The following is a 19,892-nucleotide window of genomic DNA, read 5'->3' on the forward strand; positions in this document are numbered from 1 at the left end:
CTAGCGGCACAAATTTTTTTCAATTTTTTTCCCATATTCGATATTTTAACCATATTTTAAAAATTGTAACCCATGATATAATCGTCCATTACAAAGCCACAACCAAAATCCTTGACTTGACTATCAATAATTCTAAAACCAAATCGAGAATAAGCTTTAATCCCTTTTTCATTCCTTTTATTGACATTGAGGATTATTTGTTTCAAGTCCATTTCTAGTGCTTTTTTGTATACATGAAATAACATATTTTGACCATAGCTAAAACCATGGAGTGATGTTAATAAATAACATTTATGTAATTTCAAATAATTAATATTATCTTTTGTTTCTGAACCATAGGATAAATAACCAACAAATTCAGAACCATGCAAGACTTTATCATAAAATATCCCTTGGTTATAAATTTCATCTTCAATTACTCCGGTTCCGTACATTTTAGTCAGCATATACTCGATTTGTTCATTGCTGATGATTGTAGAATAATGAGTACACCAAATTTCTCGACTGACTTTTCTGAGTTTTTCTAAATCTGTATCTAATAACTGGGTAATGGTAATTGATAAATCGTTCATAGTGAGAATTATATTTTAATAAAAATCAGTTGTGAGAATTCCCAGATTTAATTTACCATTTAATTGACTATCGTTACCAAAAAAAATTATGATGATTTAAATAAATCATCACCAAGGATAATTCTATGAGTTACTATATTGCTCCTAGCTTTCTTGATAAACTTGCAGTTCATATCACCAAAAATTTCTTAAATATTCCTGGTATTCGAGTTCCTCTGATTTTAGGAATTCATGGCCGCAAAGGAGAGGGAAAATCCTTTCAATGCGAGTTAGTCTTTGAAAAAATGGGTATTGAAGTGACTTTGATCTCTGGAGGAGAATTAGAAAGTCCAGATGCTGGAGATCCTGCGCGGTTAATTCGGTTGCGTTATCGAGAAACAGCAGAATTAATCAAAGTGCGAGGGAAAATGTGCGTACTGATGATTAATGATTTAGATGCAGGTGCAGGACGCTTTGATGAAGGAACTCAGTATACAGTAAATACCCAGTTGGTAAATGCCACACTGATGAATATTGCTGATAATCCCACAGATGTCCAGTTACCGGGAAGTTATGACTCAAATCCTTTGTGTCGTGTACCGATTATTGTCACAGGAAATGATTTTTCTACTCTCTACGCACCATTAATTCGTGATGGGAGAATGGATAAATTTTACTGGGAACCTAACCGCGATGATAAGGTAGGAATTGTGGGGGGAATCTTTGCACCTGATGGACTTTCACAAAAAGAAATCGCACAATTAGTTGATACTTTTCCTAATCAATCAATTGACTTTTTTAGTGCTTTGCGTTCTCGAATTTATGATGAACAAATCCGTCATTTTATCCATCAAATTGGTTTTGAAAATGTTTCTTTGCGGGTTGTGAATAGTCTGGAAGGACCACCAGTATTTACCAAGCCAGATTTTACGTTATCTCATTTAATTGAGTCTGGTAAATTTATGGTGGGTGAACAAAAACGGGTGGAAACTTCTCATTTAGTTGATGAATATAATCGCTTAAATCGAGGTAAAGGTTCTCAAGTAACTTCACCAGTTGCAGAAATTTCAGTTAGTAAACCTGTGGTTAATCAAACTACTCATTTAACTTTAGAAACTCAAGAACAAGTTCGCCAAATTTTATCTCAAGGTTACAAAATTGGGATTGAACACGTTGATGATCGGCGTTTTCGTACTGGTTCTTGGCAAAGTTGTGGTTCTTTTAATATTGATGCCCATTCCGATGCTATTTCTACTTTAGAATCTTGTTTATCTGAATATAGTGGTGAGTATGTTCGCTTAGTAGGAATTGATCCGCAAGCAAAGCGTAGAGTAGTCGAAACGATTATTCAGCGTCCGAATGGCAAGTAATTAGTATTGTTTGGATGTAGAGACGTTCTATCAAACGTCTCTAATTTAATTTAAAATTAGCTAATTGGTGTTAAAAACAGTTTAGCTTCTGCCTGTCTTCTCCGTTTTAATCCTGCTTCTACATTGCTGCCCGGATTCCTATATTTTAGAAAAGTTGTTTCAATCTCATCCCACTTCTTATCTCTCAAAACTCTAGTCATACTTTGGAAGTTGGAACTACCATAAAAATTAGCGCCCAAATTATAAGCAAAACTCAATAAAGCACCCTGTTGATTGACGTTTAATTCATTCCAAACGGGAATTTTGGTTAGAGGTGGTAAATACTTAGTTTCTAACTGTAGAATTAAAATTTCTTCTGCTTCTGCTTTGGTAATTGTTTCACCTAATTTCCATTCACTACCATCTTTTTTGCGAGTAGTTCCCCAACCAATGGTGATAGGTTTACCTCCAGAGAGAGGATCAGGATAAGCTTTGAGAAATAACCCTTCAAATTCTTTAATCAGCGCAACTCCAGGAAGGGGTACTTTTCCAGATGAACCACCATAAAGACCTGTTAGATTAGTATTGAGACTTATTTCCTGAACTACTGCTGGTTCTTGGGATTTATTTGGTGTGACTATGAAGTTTTTGAGAGATTTATTTAAAGCATTTTGAGTTATTTCTCCTACTACTCCATCTGCTATTAAACCCTGTTGTTGTTGAAATTGTTGTACTGCTGCAACAGTCTTATTACCAAAATCACCATCTATTTGACCAGGATTAAATTTCAAATCTGTTAAAATTCTTTGTAGCTGTTCAACTTTTGAACCTTGAGAACCTTTTTTGAGAATTTCATTAATAAGATAAAGTTCAGAAATAGGTGGTTTTTCAGAGAATGAAGCATTCGTACTTATTTCCGCAACTACTGCTGCTTCTTGAGATTTATTTGGTATGACTATGAAGTTTTTCAGAGATTTATTTAAAGCATTTTGAGTTATTTCTCCTACTACTCCATCTGCTATTAAACCCTGTTGTTGTTGAAATTGTTGTACTGCTGCAACAGTCTTATTACCAAAATCACCATCTATTTGACCAGGATTAAATTTCAAATCTGTTAAAATTCTTTGTAGCTGTTCAACTTTTGGACCTTGAGAACCTTTTTTGAGAATTTCATTGATACTGAGGATTAAGGGTGTTGTCATGATGCTTTCCTTACACGGTTAATTTTTGGAAACCTTATTTTCCAAATAATCCATCATTAGTATCTAGCTAATAATATCTTTCAGGTAAATCTTCGTAAAAAAAATCAACATACTGGCTGCTTTAAATTATTAAATCTCTAGTGAAGAGTAAATGTGTAATGATTTGTACTGAGATATTACATAAATTATCCAAATCTATGAATTAGCACAAATACGATAACAAATCATGATCATTTGTGCTAGACGAGAGATTGCTAATCTACAATTTAAAATTGATATGCCTTGGTTTGTAAAGATTGAAGCAGGTAAAGTGGATAAAACCACCTTTGATCAATATGTACCCGCCCACAGAGCTTATGTACAAGACTTGATAAACAAAGGACATAAAGCTAAAACAGGCTATTGGTCTCAACGGGGAGGTGGGATGATGCTGTTTGAAGCGGCATCAATGGATGAAGCACAGGCGATAGTGGCTGGTGATCCCTTGGTACAGAACGGTTGTGTCAGTTATCAGCTTTACGAATGGAAAATTGTTATGGAATGACACACAATTACTGACTTTTGATGTTATTCTTATAGAAGACCTGGATCTATGCGACTTCAACGCCCAAATCTTGTCAGGACCGGAAGGTAGCAGCAATACGGGATGCTTGTGGTAGGCGTAGTCTCCGGGTCGCCCCATTTTTAGGAGCGCTCTACAGCAATGCCTGGTTTTGGAGATATTGTTCAAAAAGCTTTTTACCTCGGTGTTGGGTTAGCTTCTTACGCTGGCGAAAAAGCTGGGGGGAAATTAACTGAACTGCGATCGCAAGTCCAAAAACTAGCTGATGAAATGGTGGCTAAGGGCGAAATGAACACCGAAGAAGCTCGTCGTTTCGTAGAAGAGATGATGAAGCAAGCCCAGCAGCCCGCAACATCTAGTACACAGCCTGAAAAAACAGCCCCTTCTGAACCTCGTCGCATCGAAATTTTGGAGGTAGATGAAGAACCAACTGTGAAACAAGCTGCACCTGAAAATGTTGATCATTTACGGGAACAAGTTTTAGAACTGCAAAAGCAGCTAGAAAAATTGAAACATGATCAGTAACATCTATATTTTGCTTTGATCATCAGCACAGTCGGTAAGTTAGAAATAGCGTGATACTTAAAGCTGGGTTAATGTGTATCAATGTGTATTTTAGCACCACAAACCAAGCCTAATCAAGCGCTCTATTTGTAGGCACTAAGGGCGTTAGTTTTATGGAACCGTGGCAAAAAGATTTAATAGACATAATCGAAACTGTGAGTGATGAAGTAGAGCGCTTCTTCCTAGGAATAAATGACATGGTTGATGCATTTTTTGAACTAACGGAAGAAATTACTGAGCAAGTAAGCACCAATATTGGCACTGAGATTGATCAGTATTTACAGGAATTGGCTGAACCACTTATGGAAATTTACTGGGAACTGGAAGACGTAGTAGCCGATGTAGATCCGGGTTTTCCTTACTCAGTTGCAGCTACAACAGAAAATAATTCTGCTTGCATAGGTTGTAGCAATTATCATGGTCAAGTTTATGGCGGTAATTTGTTAGTTTGTGCTATGCACCCAACTGGTTGGGACGATATAAGTTGTCCAGACTGGGAAAAGGGGACTGAATTATGAGTGAGTAATAAGTGTTAAATTAATGTTTATGAATCTCTGCATTTTTTTGGCATAAGGCATAATTTTATGAGTAGTTCCTTACCTGAGACTGTAACCCCAGCTAGTCAAGAAATGAAATATGGTGAACGCGAGATTGAGGAAGGAAAACTAATTACATTTCCAAATCCGCGTGTAGGTCGGCGTTATACTATAGATATTAGTTTGCCAGAATTTACCTGTAAATGCCCATTTTCTGGTTATCCTGATTTTGCAACGATATATATTTCTTACATACCTGATGAACGAGTGGTAGAGTTAAAGGCTTTGAAACTTTATATTAACAGCTACCGCGATCGCTATATTTCTCACGAAGAAACAGCTAATCAAATTTTAGATGATTTTGTTGCGGCTTGTGACCCTTTAGAAGTAACTGTGAAGACAGATTTTACTCCTCGTGGGAATGTTCATACAGTGGTTGAGGTAAGACATCAAAAGTAAAAGATATTTGGACAGAGGTATTAAAAAAAATACAAAAATCTTAACTCCAACTGAATAAAACCCTACTGATATTTTTACTTAGCAAAGCCATCTCAGGAGATTTGTTATGAAACAAGCTCTTGACTTTTAGAGAATATATGGCAAACTAATATTTAGGGAATCTAATTATTTGAATAAGGAAGTAAATCCTACTCGTGACGAAACTTACGGGAAAAACAGAATCTGCGGAAATACCTGCACAAGTTCCAAAGCCAGTAATATTGCAAACATTGGAACTGACACGTCGATTTGAAAAGTTTACAGCCGTTGATGCGTTAAATATTTCCGTAACAGCGGGAGAAGTTTTTGGTTTACTCGGTCCGAATGGAGCAGGGAAAAGTACAGTAATTAAGATGTTAACTACCTTGCTACCAGCCAGTAGCGGGAAAGCACACCTAGCCGGTTATGATGTGACTCGTCAACCTGATGCAGTCAGAAGAGTAATAGGTTATGTACCCCAGGCTTTATCCGCAGATGGTAGTTTGACGGGTTATGAAAATCTGTTAATATTCTCTAAATTGTACGATATTCCCTCTCGACGGAGAAAACAGCAAATTGCGGAAGTGCTTGAATTCATGGGTTTGGAGGATGTGGCACATCGCTTAGTTGGTACTTACTCTGGAGGGATGATTCGTAAATTAGAAATTGCTCAAGCCATATTACATCAACCGCAAATATTATTTCTAGATGAGCCAACTGTAGGATTAGATCCCGTTGCCAGAACGCAAGTATGGCAGCTGATGGAAGAATTACGGGTAAATTTTGGCACAACTATCTTTTTAACTACCCACTTTTTAGAAGAAGCCGATCATCTTTGTCACCGAGTAGTGATTATGAACCAGGGTAGAGAGATGATCACTGGTTCACCCGCAGACTTAAAAGCAGCTATAGAAAAACCAGACGCAACCTTAGATGATGTTTTCATCCACTATGCAGGAAATAAATTAGTATCAGGAGTGAGTTATCGTGAAACCGCAAGAACTAGACGTGCCACTCAAAGGTTGGGCTGAAACAAGATATAATCGCCCTAAGGGCATTTTTTATGCCATTAAAGAACTATTTACCAAAACCCTAGTGATTACTGAATTGGAAGTGCGGAAACTCCGTCATGATCCTAGTAATTTAGTGATTCGGGCTATACAACCAGCTTTATGGCTGCTGATATTTGGGCAAGTATTTACCCGAACTCGCGCTATTCCTACAGGTAATATTCCTTACTTAGATTTTATAACTCCGGGTATTTTGGCTCAGAGTGTGCTGTTTGTTGCTATTTTTTCTGGGGGAATGGCATTAATTTGGGAACGTGATGTAGGGATTTTGCATAAATTCTTGGCTGCTCCCATACCCCGCGCAGCGATTGTGATGGGTAAAGCATTTGCTGCTGGTATTCGTTGCTTTTCCCAAGTGATATTTATTTACATTTTAGCATTGTTGTTAGGCGTACATCTCAATCTCAATCCTTGGGCTTTTTTACAAGTAGTGATCATCATATTTTTGGGAGCAGGTTGTTTTTGTACTTTTTCACTCATCATTGGCTGTTTAGTAAAATCACGGGAAAGGGTTATGGGAATTGGGCAATTGATGACTATGCCATTGTTTTTTGCCAGTAATGCGATCTATCCTATTTCACTAATGCCCAATTGGTTACAGCTCATTTCCCGATTGAATCCTTTGACTTATCAAGTGGATGCCTTACGCGGTGCAATGCTGGTAAATGGCTCAAGTATTTATGGGTTTGGGTTAGACTGCACAATTCTCTTGCTAACATTAATAATTTTGATCTGGATTTGTGGACGACTTTATCCACGGGTGGTGATGTAATCTGGAGAAAAATAGTTTTATGAGTTTGGATAAACTCTCTGAAGAATGTGCCGCTAGGGTGATGGAAACAGTCCCATTATTGATTCGGTTTATCCGAGCAGAGATGCGGACTCATAGTGCTGACTCTTTATCTATATCTCAGTTGCGATCGCTCTCATTTCTCAATCACAAACCTGGTGCTTCTTTATCTGAGGTAGCAGATCATCTCGGTGTCACCTGTGCCACAGCATCAACAACTATCGAAAGATTAGTCCAACGTCATCTGGTGCAACGCACTGATAACCCTCAAGAACGACGACGAGTAGTCCTGAATTTGACAAAGACAGGAAAACAGTTGTTGGAGCAATCCCAGGAAAAAACTCGTACTGAAATTTCAGAGATTCTAGAGGGTTTGACACCAGAGCAAGTATCACATATCGAATCCGGCTTGACTCTACTAAAAAATGTCTTCGAGCAAACAGAAACCAAATAACCATAACAATCAGGCTGCACAACACGATCCTTTTGCAGCCATACGATTTCGAGATTATCGGCTATTTACCATTGGACGTGTACTCCTCTTTACCGCCGGACAAATGCAAACCGTGGCCTTGGGTTGGGAGCTATATGAACGGACGAATTCAGCGATGGTATTAGGTTTGATAGGTCTGATGCAAGTTTTACCAATGATTGCGCTGACTTTGATAACGGGACACTTTGCTGATAAAAATGACCGGAAAAAGATTACTTTATGCTCAATTTTACTATTAAGCCTTTGTTCAATAGCTTTAGCGGTTATTTCCTATTTTCAAAGTGCAGTCTTTCTAGTTTATGCCTGTTTATTATTAACAGGTGTAGCCAGGGCATTTCTCAAACCTGCCGGTGATGCGCTGATGTGGCAGTTAATACCAACAAGTGCTTTTACCAATGCAGCCACTTGGAATAGTAGTACCTTTCATATAGCGTCGGTAATTGGTCCGGCTTTGGGAGGATTTAGCATAGCTCTTTTTAGGAGTGCGACATGGGTATATATATTGTCAGCCTTGGCGGCACTATTATGTTTTTGTCTCACCGCAGCAATCAAACCCCAAAAAACCAACTTTGTCAAAGAACCAATATCCCTGAAATCCCTGGCTGCGGGTGCTGAGTTTGTTTGGAATAATCAACTAATTCTGGCAGCCATTACCCTAGATTTATTTGCAGTCTTGTTAGGTGGTGCAGTAGCATTATTACCCGTTTTTGCTAAAGATATTCTACACGTGGGGCCTGTGGAATTAGGCTATTTACAAGCGGCTCCATCTATAGGTGCATTGATTATGGGCGGATTGTTGGTATATTTACCACCTATCCGCAAAGCCGGTCCAGCGTTGCTTTGGTCGGTTGTTGGCTTTGGGATTGTGACAATTATTTTTGGATTATCCCGTTGGGTGTGGTTGTCATTATTAATGTTGGCATTAAGTGGGGCATTAGACAGCATTAGCGTAGTCATTCGTCATACCTTGGTACAAATTCGCACTCCTGACCATTTACGAGGTCGAGTTGCGGCTATCAATAGTGTATTTATCAGTGCTTCCAATGAGTTGGGGGGTTTTGAGTCTGGTTTGACTGCGGCTTTATTTGGTCCGGTGTTGTCTGTTGTTGGTGGGGGTATTGGGACGATTTTGGTGGTGGTGGCTACGGCGATGATTTGGCCGGAGATCCGCAAGTTGGGGGCAGTGCATGAGGATTTATAGCAGGTGACTCTTAACAGGTGACAGTCTGAAAACTCTTTTGGTGTCTAGGTTTTATAATCAGTTTGTGTCCTAACTGCCCTGTCTGTTGCTATAAGTACTAGGACAGAATTAATTACACAATGTCATTGCGAATGGAACGCAGTGGAATGACGCAATCGCAAGGGCTGGGATTGCTTCGCTTCGCTCGCAATGACTGTAAATATTTTTGTCCAATTACTTATAATAGTTGAAACCCTAGGACAAGCTACCTTTAACCATTGTAACCCGTGGCGATCGCACACCGTCCTGAGTTTCTTATTAATGCCTTAAATTTAGCTGAATATCTGGCTTTACGTAGGCATGATTTACGTTCCCTACTTCAGAGGTAACTCTTAATGGGCAATTCTTAACAGAAAAAACTCATGTTTAAAAACATGAGATTGAAATAATGACACTGTTTTTTGACTGAGCTTTAAACTCAGAACTAAAGTTTTTTATTTGTTCCCTGTTCCCTGTTCCCTTCTTTTGTAATTCTTTTAACCCACAATCGGAAATACAGCATTAATTAACCGGAATAATTAACCGGAATAATTAATTGCAAATATGACGTTCATCTTCTCTCACATTTGGATTATTCTGAAGATAGTTTTTTATCTTTGCACATCCTCTTCCCAACAAATCATCTAAATCTAAATCCCACACCATTACCCCAGCATTTTTACCACCACTCACTAATATTTTGTTGTCAGAACTGAAGCTAATACTGTTAATTTGATTTGGATATCCTAATAAAGTTTTGATTAATGCACCTGTTTCCACATTCCATAATTTGATAGTATGGTCAGCACTTCCAGAAGCTAAAATCTGACTGTCAGTAGTAAAACTGAGACTAGTTACACCGTCATTATGTCCGCTGAAAGTATTTATTAGTTTTCCTGTAGCTACATTCCAGATTTTGATAGAATTGTCCCAACTAGCAGCAGCAATAATTTTACCATCAGGACTAAATTTTACAGATGAAATAGCTAAACTATGTCCTATACAATCTCTAACTAAAGTACCATCTATTCGCCAAAGTTTTACCGTATTATCAAAACTACCAGAAACTATCATTTGACTGTCAGGACTAAAATCAACACTTGTCACTTCATCAGTATGTCCTGTGAATGTTTTTAATAATTTACCATCAGCTAAACGCCAAAGTTTAATGGTTTTGTCAGCACTACCAGAAGCAAGCATTTGATTATCTGGACTAAAACTAATACTTGTAACTCGGTTTTGATGTCCGGTAATTGTTTTCAGGAGTTGATAATTTTGAGAATTCCAGATTTTAACAGTTTTATCAGCACTTGCGGTGGCTAAGATTTTACCATCATTACTAAAACTTACTGCATTGATAATATCTTTATGAGCTTGAAATTTAGTAACCTGATCTTTTTGCCAAATGCTCACTTTTCCATCCCAACCAGCAGCAGCAAGGACTCTATTTTTACTAAAATTCACACTATTAATATCCTCAACTTGAAATTGATTACTCCCTTCTTTCTTCTTTCTTCTTTCTTCTCTTCGAGACGCTACGCGAACGCGCTCTTCTCTTCGAGACACTTCGTGAACGCGTCTTTGCGGTTCATTTAATCCATATTCTTCTAATAGAAAAGGAGTAAGTATTACTTGCCAGAATCTAATAGTTTTATCAGCACTTGCAGAAGCGATATATTTACCATCTAGACTAAAACTCACATCTCTAACTTGTTCACCATGACCTTTCAAAGTAGTTAATAAACTACCATCTAAACGCCAAAATTTGATATTATTATCAGCAGAGGCAGAAGATATAATTTGATTATCTGGGCTAAAATCAATACTATTTATTTGTTCACTATGTCCTGCTAAAGTTTGTAATAATTCACCTTGATTATCCCAAAGTTTAATAGTTTTATCACCACTAGCAGAAGCGATATATTTACCATTGGGGCTAAATTTAACTTTAGTAATACGTCCTTGATGTCCAGATAAAATTTTAATTAGCTTACCATTGTTAGTTTGCCAAAGTTTGACCAAATTATCTTCACCACCAGAAGCAATAATTTTGTCATCAGGACTAAAGCTAACAGTATTTACCCAACCATTATCAGGATTCCATGTTTTAATTAAAGTACCATTAACACGCCATAATTTAATCGTTTTATCTAAACTACTAGAAACAATTAATTTACCATCATGGCTAAAACTGATATCAGTAATATTATCAGTATGTCCAACTAATTCATAAATTAACCTACTATCAAGAGTGTAGATTTTAATATTATGACCTTCACTAACAGCCAATAACTTACCATCTGGACTAAAATGAATTGCTGTAACTCTATTTTCAAAACCTGTAAAAGTTGTGATTAACTTTCCCTGAAAATCCCAAATTTTTACCGTTTTATCATCACTTGCAGAAGCCAATTTTTTACCATCTGGGCTAAACTTAACTGCATTAACTTGTTGACTATGACCTTGCAAACGATTTATTTCTTGAGTTTGCTGAATAGCTTGTTGTAAAGTAGCCGCAGTTGCGATTTGAATATCCTTCCCTGGTACAAAAACTGATTTAAGTTCTCGTCCAGCTTTCAGACTAGCAATTACAGATTCTAATTGTTGATTAGATAATAATAATGCTGTTGATGAAGCATTCAAAGCCGAAATTTCTCGAAACTCGGCTGCTTGTTTTTGGAAATATGCAAAACCACCTAAAACACTAGCAGAAATTCCTAAAATACTAATAACTGCGACAGCCCTTTGTGCTTGTTTGAGGCGCTTTTTTTGCTCAAATTCTTGTTGTTTTCTAGCTTCTAAACAAGCAGCAATAAAGTGTTGGACAGCTTGAGATAATTCATCTGTATATTTAACATATATTTCTTCAGCTTCAGCCAAACGAATACCCTGTAACAAAAAATCAGCTTGTTCGTGGTGATGTTTCCATAAACTAGCAGCTTGTTCAATTTGGCGTTGCGATCGCAGTCTACTACGATTTTCCTCCAACCACCAGCGTAATGTTGACCAATGACGAATCAAAATTTCATGGGCTACTTCAATTGTCACCAAACCCGTTGAGGGAAGCGGTTGTATCTCTGTACCTTTTCCACTTCCTATCTCCTCTTCTACATTCACCACTACCAATTTTCCCGCAGTTAAAGTTTGCAGAGTTCTATCTATCAAAGCTGCGGGATATTTGTTCACCACCAACTCAGATTTAAAAACCCTGCGTCTGGTATCTTCCGTTCCTTCTCCCAATTGGGTTAATGACAGAAAAATCCAGCGGGTACACTCTTGCGCCGACTTATCTAAACTTTCATAAACTGCTTGTGCTTTTCTTTCCAACGCACCTTTAATTCCTTCTACTTGCTGCTGATAAGCCGTTAAAGTTAACTCACCCTCTTGACGAAATTCCCACAACTGTTCCAACACAAATTCTAAAAGTGGTAAATCTCCTGCGGAATGATTTAATTCCTGTAACAAAATTTCTACCAGTCCCGCTTCTACTTTTAAACCTACTTGTTCTGCTGGGTTAACAATAACACGGCGATAATCATCATCACTCAATTTTGGTGGAACTAAAACACTAGAATTTTGTAATAAATTAGCTAATTCTGGAACTTCTAAACAAGGAGAAATAAAATCAGCCCTTAAAGTAATTACTAATTTAAACCTATCCGGTGCATATTCTAACGCCCCCAAAATCAATTCTAAAAATTTGTTTCTATCTTCAGTTGGTGCAAGAGTAAATAATTCTTCAAATTGGTCAATTACCAAAACTATCATTGGTTCTGGTCTGTTACGTAACCAATAAACAAAACCTTCTACACCTTGATATAACATTCCTTCTAACAAGAGGTGTGGAGAACTAGAAGTTTCATTTTCTGTAGTTCGTATATTTGCAAGTTTCTGTACTAAGGCTTCTAAAGGAAGTGAACCAGGGCGTAAACTTTTTATCAACCAAGAATCACTCCCAGGAAGTTGTTTACCTAAACGTAATTTAGCAATTAATCCTGCATTAACTACAGAAGACTTACCACTACCAGAAGCACCGACTACAGCCAAAAAAGATTTCTTTCCTAATTCATTAATTAATTGTTGAGTTAAAGATTCTCGGCCATAAAAAAACTGTGCGTCTCCTTCGCTAAAAGCGCGTAAACCTCGGTAAGGACAAATTTTTAAATCTAATCCTGATTTTTGAGTTCGTGTACCAATAGTTGCGGGAATTATTTCTATGACTCCCTGTATACCTGAAAGCCAAATTTGCAAATTTAACAGCCCAGCTAGATATACTTGTAATTGAGTAATCCAACCAGCTACCGATAAACCAGAGGGTTGAGATACTGATTTTAAAGTATTACTGAGTGCTTCTATAAATTGTTCAGAATTATTTTTCGGAGAGTTTGCAGCAATAATACATTGTCCTTTTACAGTACCAATTTGTAAATCTTCTACCCATTCTTGAAGAACCGAAATATCAGCCCCTGGACAATCTAAAATAATGATTTGTTGAGTAACTTGAGAACGGTGTAACTGTTGACGCAACCAAGAACGACTCAAATGTATTTCTTCTAATAAAATTAATGCTGCTTCACCTGTGGGAGTTTCCTCTAATCTTCCCCACAAATATAACAAAGCTGTGCGCTGTTGTTCAGTAGTTGAATTTAAAAGTTCTTGAATTTCTGTCTGCACATTTTCAGATGTTTTCGGTACTGTATAAGATAAATACTGTAGCTCAAAATCTCCAGCACTAGCCAATATTTTACTAAAATCTAGTACTATTTGTGTGTTACTACCTCCGGCAATTACTAACGCAGTTCTGGAAGGATAAGATGCAGTAATTTTGGGAATTTTCCCTAAAATTAATTCTCCGACACTTTCCACAATTCGCTTCGGCGTTTGTAGTGGATATTCACTAAAAAGCTGAGTTTCTCCTTTGCCTCTTTTTTGCTGATTAATTAACCGTAATTGCTGATTAATTTTATCTATATATTGTAAAGTTTGGTGAAAAACATAATTGTAAATTCCATCAACAGAAATCATTCCTTGTGCATTTGCAGATTTCCCATTTAAAGCCTGAATTAAATAATAAGTAAATACTCCATGTCCTAGTTCGCTAAATTCCCAGGATTGCTGGTTTACGTCACATGAAAGTAAGGCATAAAAACCTTTACTTTTGGCTGCACGTTGTTGTAGTATTTCTAGTAATTGCCGTGTAGGGTTTATCCCTTTTAGGGTCATTCCACCGCTATGACAAGCATCAAGCCAAATCAACTGATTTTCTGCTCGACTATTGTCTAATATTTGTAATAGTTCTTTAACAGCTAACCCTGTATTTTGAATGTTATCTTTTTGGGTATCTGCTAAACATAAAAATGCTTCCTGTGTCTCTGGTTTTATGATCCCATGACCAGAAAAATAACAGAGAATTGTATCTAGTGGTTGAGCAGTAGCAGTAATTTGTTTTAAACTGGTAGTAACAGTTGATAAAAGTGGCAATTCTTGAGTAAAATCATGAAAAATTACCACTTCTGTTTGGGAAAATTGCTGCTGAGTAGCACTAGTTAAAGCTTCAGCTAATCCCTGACAATCAACTGCTGAATAACGCAAAGGAGGAAGTTTTTGATCTTGATATTGGTTCACTCCTACTAGTAACAACCACAGTTTAGCAGTGATTGTTTTTTGAGCTTGATATGATTGACTGGTAGTAATACCGCGTGGACACATAGATACTATGTTTAAAGTTTATTCAATAAAAATTGAAGGTTGGGAAATCATCACTTTAGACGGGTTTCCCTGCTGGAGTCGAATGGGGTTTGACACAAGAAAATCCAACATGATTAAGATTTTATTTGGTTACGCTGTCACTGAATCCAAATCAAGCAGAAATTTACTTTTAGTTCCATAATAACCACATTTTTTACAAATAGGTAACAATCTGAAAATGAATGAAGATAATCATCAGCAAAATAGTAATTCTTCAAAAAAGACCTCCTTCCCTCTCAGTATGTTTTTATTAATGGTAATGATTTTTCCATTACTCAATCCAGGCTATAATCCACCAACTATACCTATTTTAGGCTTTCATCGAATAGTTTCTCAAAGTAATATTCGTAAATTTCAACAATTAGATATGGACTATAAAAAACAAGAAATGGAAAAATTATTAGAGTATTTAGTTGTTCAAGATTATTGGTTTTTAACTAGCCAAGATTTATATGATTTTTTTATCACTAAATCTAGAGAAGTCCCCTATGAGTATCGTAACAAAAATGCCATTATGTTGACATTTGATGACAGTTATAAAACAGTATACACAAATTTATTGCCTATTTTATCTAAACTGGAAAAGAAATATGGTAAAAAAGTCAAGGTAGTTTTGTTTGTCAATCCAGGTACGTTAACAAATGAGGATAGGGTCAGTTCAACTCACTTAGGATGTCGGGATTTAAGGGAGGGTTTGCAAAAAGGTTTTTTTGATATTCAATCTCATGGAGATAATCATAAAAATCTGACAGAAATTTCTCAGCAGGAAATAGTAAGCGAACTATTATTGGCTAGAATTAAACTCAGAAAATGTACAGAAGATTTAGACCCCGAACAAAATGTTGCATCTCATCTTGCTTATCCCTATGGTGCTTATAATAAACAAGTAGAGCAGTATGTAAATAAGTATTATTTATCTGCATATCTATATAATGATAAATTACTAAACTATAGTTGTTTAAAGGATAATTACAAAATTCCTAGATTAATGGTTAATGGACAAAAATCTAGTCAAGAGTTAATAGAAGCCATTCAAAAATTTTCGCCAAACAAGAAGAATATTTTTAAAGAGCAATGCTAGAAAACTAATTTTACTATTAAATCAGCATTTTCATGAACAATCGATATAAAATACCTAGAGAAGGCATATTGAAATTTTTAATTTGAGCTAAATTTTCACTAACTTGTGTATAATATTATTGGTTAATTGTGAAAATCAATTCCTAAAGTATGCCAGCTTTAACCAACAATTACAGGAGATGCATTAATGCCGAGCATTTTGAGAATCAAGGATAATATTGGTACTACTACTTTCAAACAAAGTACACAACAATTTAAAGATTTGAAAAAAAATGACCCGACATTTTTAGCACGAGCAGGTCAGACATATTTTGCCTCGATTATTGATCGCGGTTCTAGTGATCCTAAAAGTGCTAATTACTATGGTGGTGATCATTGGAAAGTTACTTTTAAGGATAGCTTGAAACCTCAAGAAGGAGGTAACTCTATTTCAACTTGGTTTGTTTTTAAGGGTGACGTAGAAGAATATAGACTTGTTCCTTAGTATTTACAGTTAGCGCCATAGCGCTAACTACAAACTTAAATTTGCATGATCAATTGAGGAAAATCAATTAATCAAATATCGGAAGAATTTTTCAGAGGGAACAGGAAGCAACTCTTAACAGAAAAAACTCATGTTTAGAAACATGAGATTGAAATAATGACACTGTTTTTTTCGTGTCACTCTCCTTGTAAAAACATCCTTTTTTTTGACTGAGCTTTAAACTCTTAAACTTTAGTTTTTTATTTGTTCCCTGTTCCCTGTTCCCTGTTCCCTGTTCCCTGTTCCCTGTTCCCTGTTCCCTGTTCCCTGTTCCCTGTTCCCTGTTCCCTTCTTTTGTAAGAATACCGTAAATATCCGCTGTAAGTCTCAGATTATAGTTAAAGAAACTTGGTTCGGTAACATCCGAATTCTGGGAAAATTACGCAACTGAATCCGAAAAAATTGTTAAGCCCTCTCCTCTGCTCCGGGAAGCAGCTATAGTCCTTTGCGGTTTGTTTATTTCATATCTTCTGCCTTCTTGCACTAGCAACTACCCCTCAACCTCAAAAATCCTCTTGCTATTTATTGTCAAAACAACAATATTTGTGACAATTACGCTAGAATTATTAAAGGTTCGTTACAGATTTGGTAAATCACCTCCAATTCTGTTACAGCAGCCAAACATTTAGCTTCTTAATCTAAAAACCCTAAAGTTCACCCCAAGCCTCTATGACGCTCCCAATTCGTAACGTCGCCATCATCGCTCACGTTGACCACGGTAAAACCACCTTGGTTGATGCTCTCCTCAAACAGTCCGGCATTTTCCGCGAAGGCGAAGACGTTCCGGATTGTGTCATGGACTCCAACGCTTTGGAGCGGGAACGAGGAATTACTATTCTTTCCAAAAATACAGCAGTCCGCTACAAAGAAACTCTGATCAATATAGTTGATACCCCTGGACACGCTGACTTCGGCGGAGAAGTAGAACGGGTACTCGGAATGGTTGACGGTTGTCTGCTCATTGTTGATGCCAATGAAGGACCAATGCCCCAAACCCGCTTTGTGTTGAAAAAAGCGTTGGAAAAAGGGCTGCGTCCTATTGTCGTAATTAATAAAATTGACCGTGGACAAGCTGACCCTCACGTGGCTGTTGATAAAGTCTTGGATCTGTTCTTAGAATTAGGTGCAGATGAAGACCAGTGCGACTTTAAATATCTATTCGCTTCCGGTATGGCTGGTTTCGCTAAAGAAACTTTGGAAGAGGAAGGGGTAGATATGCAGCCCCTATTTAATGCTATTCTCCGTCACGTCCCTGCACCAGTGGGAGATCCTAACAAACCGCTGCAATTGCAAGTTACCACCCTAGATTATTCTGAATATTTAGGACGGATCATCATTGGTAAAATCCATAACGGGACTATCCGCGCTGGACAACAAGCTGCTTTGGTAGTAGAAGATGGCAGCATTGTCAAGGGGAAAATTACTAAGCTGATGGGATTTGAAGGCTTGAAGCGGGTAGATATGGAAGAAGCTACCGCAGGTTATATTGTGGCTGTAGCTGGTTTTGCTGATGCTTACATTGGGGAAACCATTACAGATCCCAATGAACCCCAAGCTTTACCACTAATTAAAGTTGATGAACCAACTTTACAAATGACCTTCTGGGTGAATGATTCACCTTTTGCAGGTCAAGAAGGTAAGTTGGTGACTTCTCGCCAAATTCGCGATCGCTTATTCCGTGAATTAGAAACAAACGTAGCTTTGCGCGTTGAAGAAACCGACTCTCCCGATAAATTCCTAGTTTCTGGTCGTGGTGAATTACACTTAGGAATCTTAATCGAAACCATGCGTCGTGAAGGTTTCGAGTTCCAAGTATCTCAACCTCAAGTAATTTACCGCACAGTTAACGGTCAACCTTGCGAACCGTTTGAACTTCTGGCTTTAGACGTTCCCGCCGATGCAGTTGGTAGCTGTATTGAACGTTTGGGACAACGGAAAGCAGAAATGCAAGATATGCAGCCTGGTGGAGGCGATCGCACTCAACTAGAGTTTATCGTTCCCGCCCGTGGTTTGATTGGTTTCCGGGGTGAATTCATGCGGATGACTCGTGGTGAAGGCATCATGAACCACAGTTTCCTTGATTATCGTCCCTTATCAGGAGATATTGAAGCCCGTAACAAAGGCGTTTTAATCTCCTTTGAAGAAGGTGTTTCTACCTTCTACGCCATGAAAAACTCTGAAGATAGAGGCGCATTCTTTATCAGTCCAGGAACCAAGGTTTACAGAGGCATGATTATCGGTGAACATAATCGTCCTCAAGACTTGGAATTGAATGTTTGTAAAACCAAGCAGCTAACTAACCACCGTGCGGCTGGTGGTGATGAACTTGTCCAGTTACAAACACCGATAGACATGAGTTTGGAACGGGCGTTAGAGTACATCGCTCAAGATGAATTGGTGGAAGTTACACCTGAATCGATTCGTCTCCGCAAGATGGCGAAGAAGTTAGCAAAACGCTAATCTATCAAGGGTGGGTTTTTCCCACCCTAATTTTTTATCTGCGTTCTATTAAATTAACTTATCTCTGGTTTTCCGAAATTCCTGAAAAAAAGATTTTCGCAATAAACTCCCCCCTATTCTCAATATTATTGATACTATTCTCAATTATTTAACGAAGTTTGGTTTTTTCAGCGATTGATTATTGACATTGTTCTGACTTTTTGGTAAATTTAGTTAAAATACCAAGGGATTGATATTTGGTTTTTGGATCTTTTTATCACGCAGAGACGCGGAGAGAAGAAAGATTGAATATTTATAAACTATAGCCAAGATAAAAACCTGATGATAAAAAATCTTGGGTTAACACAAGGAAAAATTATTTTTCCAGAAACCATGACTCTAGAGGAGTTTTTTAAACTTCCCTATATTGAAGAATCACCTGCTTGGGAATATATTAATGGAGAAGCAATTCAAAAACCGATGGGTGGTGGTAAACACAGTCTTTTACAAAAGCGTTTAGTTGCAGTGATTGATCAATTGGGAACCAACTATGAAGCCTTTCCTGAATTGCGCTGTACCTGCGGTAATCGTTCAGTTGTTCCCGATGTGGCGGTAATTTCTATTAATCAAATACCGTTGGATGATAGTGGTGATATTATCAGCAGTGGTATTGATTTTGCACCCGCTTGGGTAATAGAAATTCTTTCTCCTGGTCGGTTATCGGTTGAGTGAGGTATAACAACCCCACCCCGCAAGCGATGAGGTACTTATGATGTACCTCATGTGAAGAGGAAACGCTATATACTAATAACTATCTACCATCCAGATGCACCTATCTTTTTGCACACTGCTACCATTGGTGATCCTAGTATAGATTTTGGATTAAATTCTATTTCTTCTACTTTTGTATCTTGACTTAAAAGTTTTGGTTGATTGTTGTCAACTTTATAAAGAGCATAGTTGATTATAAATAACCTAGATTCATTACATGATGCCTGAAGAGTTATTTCAGTCATTCTTCCGCCATTTCCGATATATATTTTATAAGTAGTTCCAGCCTGACTTTCCGTATCGAATAGGACAGGCATTCCTTGATGATCTCCCAGATAGATGTATCTTGGTACATTTTGGGCAGATGCTACTCTGTTTAAGCCAAAAATTGCTGAAACAACTATCAATAAACTTGTAAATAATTTTAAATAATCCATATTGACTTCATGAGTTAATAAAAACGGCTAGGATAAGTAAATCGGCACGATAAAAAGAATGTTTCTTTGGGTTTGTATAAA

The 19,892-nt window shown here is 37.3% G+C and carries 17 protein-coding genes, 1 other RNA gene and 1 pseudogene; 14 read left to right on the top strand and 5 right to left on the bottom strand.

Annotation, left to right across the window (positions count from 1 at the left end; translation table 11 throughout):
- Nucleotides 1–56: 56 nt before the first annotated feature.
- Complete coding sequence (locus ANA7108_RS0117300; protein WP_016952064.1) at nucleotides 57–572, bottom strand: GNAT family N-acetyltransferase; 516 nt, start codon at nucleotides 570–572, stop codon at nucleotides 57–59.
- Nucleotides 573–697: 125 nt separating this feature from the next.
- Between ANA7108_RS0117300 and ANA7108_RS0117305 the strand changes: the two genes are divergently transcribed.
- A complete protein-coding gene (locus ANA7108_RS0117305; protein WP_016952065.1) occupies nucleotides 698–1,921 on the top strand; it encodes a ribulose bisphosphate carboxylase small subunit in 1,224 nt (407 codons plus the stop codon).
- Nucleotides 1,922–1,977: 56 nt separating this feature from the next.
- On the opposite strand, the gene ANA7108_RS0117310 is transcribed toward ANA7108_RS0117305, so the two are convergent.
- Together ANA7108_RS0117310 and ANA7108_RS29730 are read right to left on the bottom strand one after the other, a co-directional pair.
- Nucleotides 1,978–2,778: a peptidoglycan-binding protein gene (locus ANA7108_RS0117310; protein ID WP_026104259.1), complete on the bottom strand. Its 801-nt coding sequence runs from the start codon at nucleotides 2,776–2,778 to the stop codon at nucleotides 1,978–1,980.
- A 114-nt stretch (nucleotides 2,779–2,892) separates the two neighbouring features.
- Nucleotides 2,893–3,102 (bottom strand): annotated as a pseudogene (locus tag ANA7108_RS29730) (peptidoglycan-binding protein); the annotation flags it as partial.
- Between the two features lie 277 nt (nucleotides 3,103–3,379).
- On the opposite strand from ANA7108_RS29730, the gene ANA7108_RS0117315 reads away from it, so the two are divergent.
- The 9 genes from ANA7108_RS0117315 (at nucleotide 3,380) to ANA7108_RS0117350 (ending at nucleotide 8,795) form a co-directional block, all read left to right on the top strand.
- The gene (locus ANA7108_RS0117315; RefSeq protein WP_026104260.1) at nucleotides 3,380–3,646 is read left to right on the top strand and encodes a YciI family protein; all 267 of its coding nucleotides are present in this window, start codon (nucleotides 3,380–3,382) and stop codon (nucleotides 3,644–3,646) included.
- 37 nt (nucleotides 3,647–3,683) lie between these two features.
- Nucleotides 3,684–3,780, top strand: an RNA gene (gene ffs / locus ANA7108_RS28985) — signal recognition particle sRNA small type.
- 25 nt (nucleotides 3,781–3,805) lie between these two features.
- Entirely contained in the window at nucleotides 3,806–4,189 is a 384-nt protein-coding gene (locus ANA7108_RS0117320) for a phasin family protein (protein ID WP_016952068.1), read from the top strand.
- A gap of 152 nt (nucleotides 4,190–4,341) precedes the next feature.
- Nucleotides 4,342–4,746: a hypothetical protein gene (locus tag ANA7108_RS0117325; RefSeq protein WP_016952069.1), complete on the top strand. Its 405-nt coding sequence runs from the start codon at nucleotides 4,342–4,344 to the stop codon at nucleotides 4,744–4,746.
- Nucleotides 4,747–4,812: 66 nt separating this feature from the next.
- The gene (queF, locus tag ANA7108_RS0117330; RefSeq protein ID WP_016952070.1) at nucleotides 4,813–5,223 is read left to right on the top strand and encodes a preQ(1) synthase; all 411 of its coding nucleotides are present in this window, start codon (nucleotides 4,813–4,815) and stop codon (nucleotides 5,221–5,223) included.
- 194 nt (nucleotides 5,224–5,417) lie between these two features.
- The gene (locus tag ANA7108_RS0117335) at nucleotides 5,418–6,272 is read left to right on the top strand and encodes an ATP-binding cassette domain-containing protein (RefSeq protein ID WP_016952071.1); all 855 of its coding nucleotides are present in this window, start codon (nucleotides 5,418–5,420) and stop codon (nucleotides 6,270–6,272) included.
- Nucleotides 6,229–7,083: an ABC transporter permease gene (locus ANA7108_RS0117340; RefSeq protein WP_026104261.1), complete on the top strand. Its 855-nt coding sequence runs from the start codon at nucleotides 6,229–6,231 to the stop codon at nucleotides 7,081–7,083. The genes ANA7108_RS0117335 and ANA7108_RS0117340 overlap by 44 nt, the downstream gene beginning before the upstream one ends.
- A gap of 19 nt (nucleotides 7,084–7,102) precedes the next feature.
- A complete protein-coding gene (locus tag ANA7108_RS0117345) occupies nucleotides 7,103–7,555 on the top strand; it encodes a MarR family winged helix-turn-helix transcriptional regulator (protein WP_016952073.1) in 453 nt (150 codons plus the stop codon).
- Entirely contained in the window at nucleotides 7,527–8,795 is a 1,269-nt protein-coding gene (locus ANA7108_RS0117350) for an MFS transporter (protein WP_016952074.1), read from the top strand. The genes ANA7108_RS0117345 and ANA7108_RS0117350 overlap by 29 nt, the downstream gene beginning before the upstream one ends.
- A 570-nt stretch (nucleotides 8,796–9,365) precedes the next feature.
- Here ANA7108_RS0117350 and ANA7108_RS0117355 read toward each other — a convergent pair.
- A complete protein-coding gene (locus tag ANA7108_RS0117355; protein ID WP_016952075.1) occupies nucleotides 9,366–14,522 on the bottom strand; it encodes a caspase family protein in 5,157 nt (1,718 codons plus the stop codon).
- 217 nt (nucleotides 14,523–14,739) lie between these two features.
- Here ANA7108_RS0117355 and ANA7108_RS0117365 point away from each other — a divergent pair, with 217 nt between their 5' ends.
- From ANA7108_RS0117365 to ANA7108_RS27585, 4 genes are all read left to right on the top strand, one after another.
- On the top strand, nucleotides 14,740–15,642 hold the full coding sequence (locus tag ANA7108_RS0117365; protein WP_016952077.1) for a polysaccharide deacetylase family protein: 903 nt from the start codon (nucleotides 14,740–14,742) through the stop codon (nucleotides 15,640–15,642).
- A gap of 186 nt (nucleotides 15,643–15,828) precedes the next feature.
- Nucleotides 15,829–16,125, top strand: coding sequence for a hypothetical protein (locus tag ANA7108_RS0117370; protein ID WP_016952078.1), 297 nt, complete (start codon nucleotides 15,829–15,831; stop codon nucleotides 16,123–16,125).
- Between the two features lie 708 nt (nucleotides 16,126–16,833).
- On the top strand, nucleotides 16,834–18,624 hold the full coding sequence (gene typA / locus ANA7108_RS0117375) for a translational GTPase TypA (RefSeq protein WP_016952079.1): 1,791 nt from the start codon (nucleotides 16,834–16,836) through the stop codon (nucleotides 18,622–18,624).
- A gap of 321 nt (nucleotides 18,625–18,945) precedes the next feature.
- Nucleotides 18,946–19,335: a Uma2 family endonuclease gene (locus ANA7108_RS27585; protein WP_016952080.1), complete on the top strand. Its 390-nt coding sequence runs from the start codon at nucleotides 18,946–18,948 to the stop codon at nucleotides 19,333–19,335.
- Between the two features lie 83 nt (nucleotides 19,336–19,418).
- Here ANA7108_RS27585 and ANA7108_RS0117385 read toward each other — a convergent pair whose 3' ends face one another.
- Nucleotides 19,419–19,811 (bottom strand): hypothetical protein, encoded by a 393-nt coding sequence (locus ANA7108_RS0117385; RefSeq protein WP_016952081.1) that lies wholly within the window; start codon nucleotides 19,809–19,811, stop codon nucleotides 19,419–19,421.
- Nucleotides 19,812–19,892 lie beyond the last annotated feature (81 nt).

It is taken from the genome of Anabaena sp. PCC 7108 (assembly GCF_000332135.1).
Taxonomy (GTDB): Bacteria; Cyanobacteriota; Cyanobacteriia; order Cyanobacteriales; family Nostocaceae; genus Anabaena.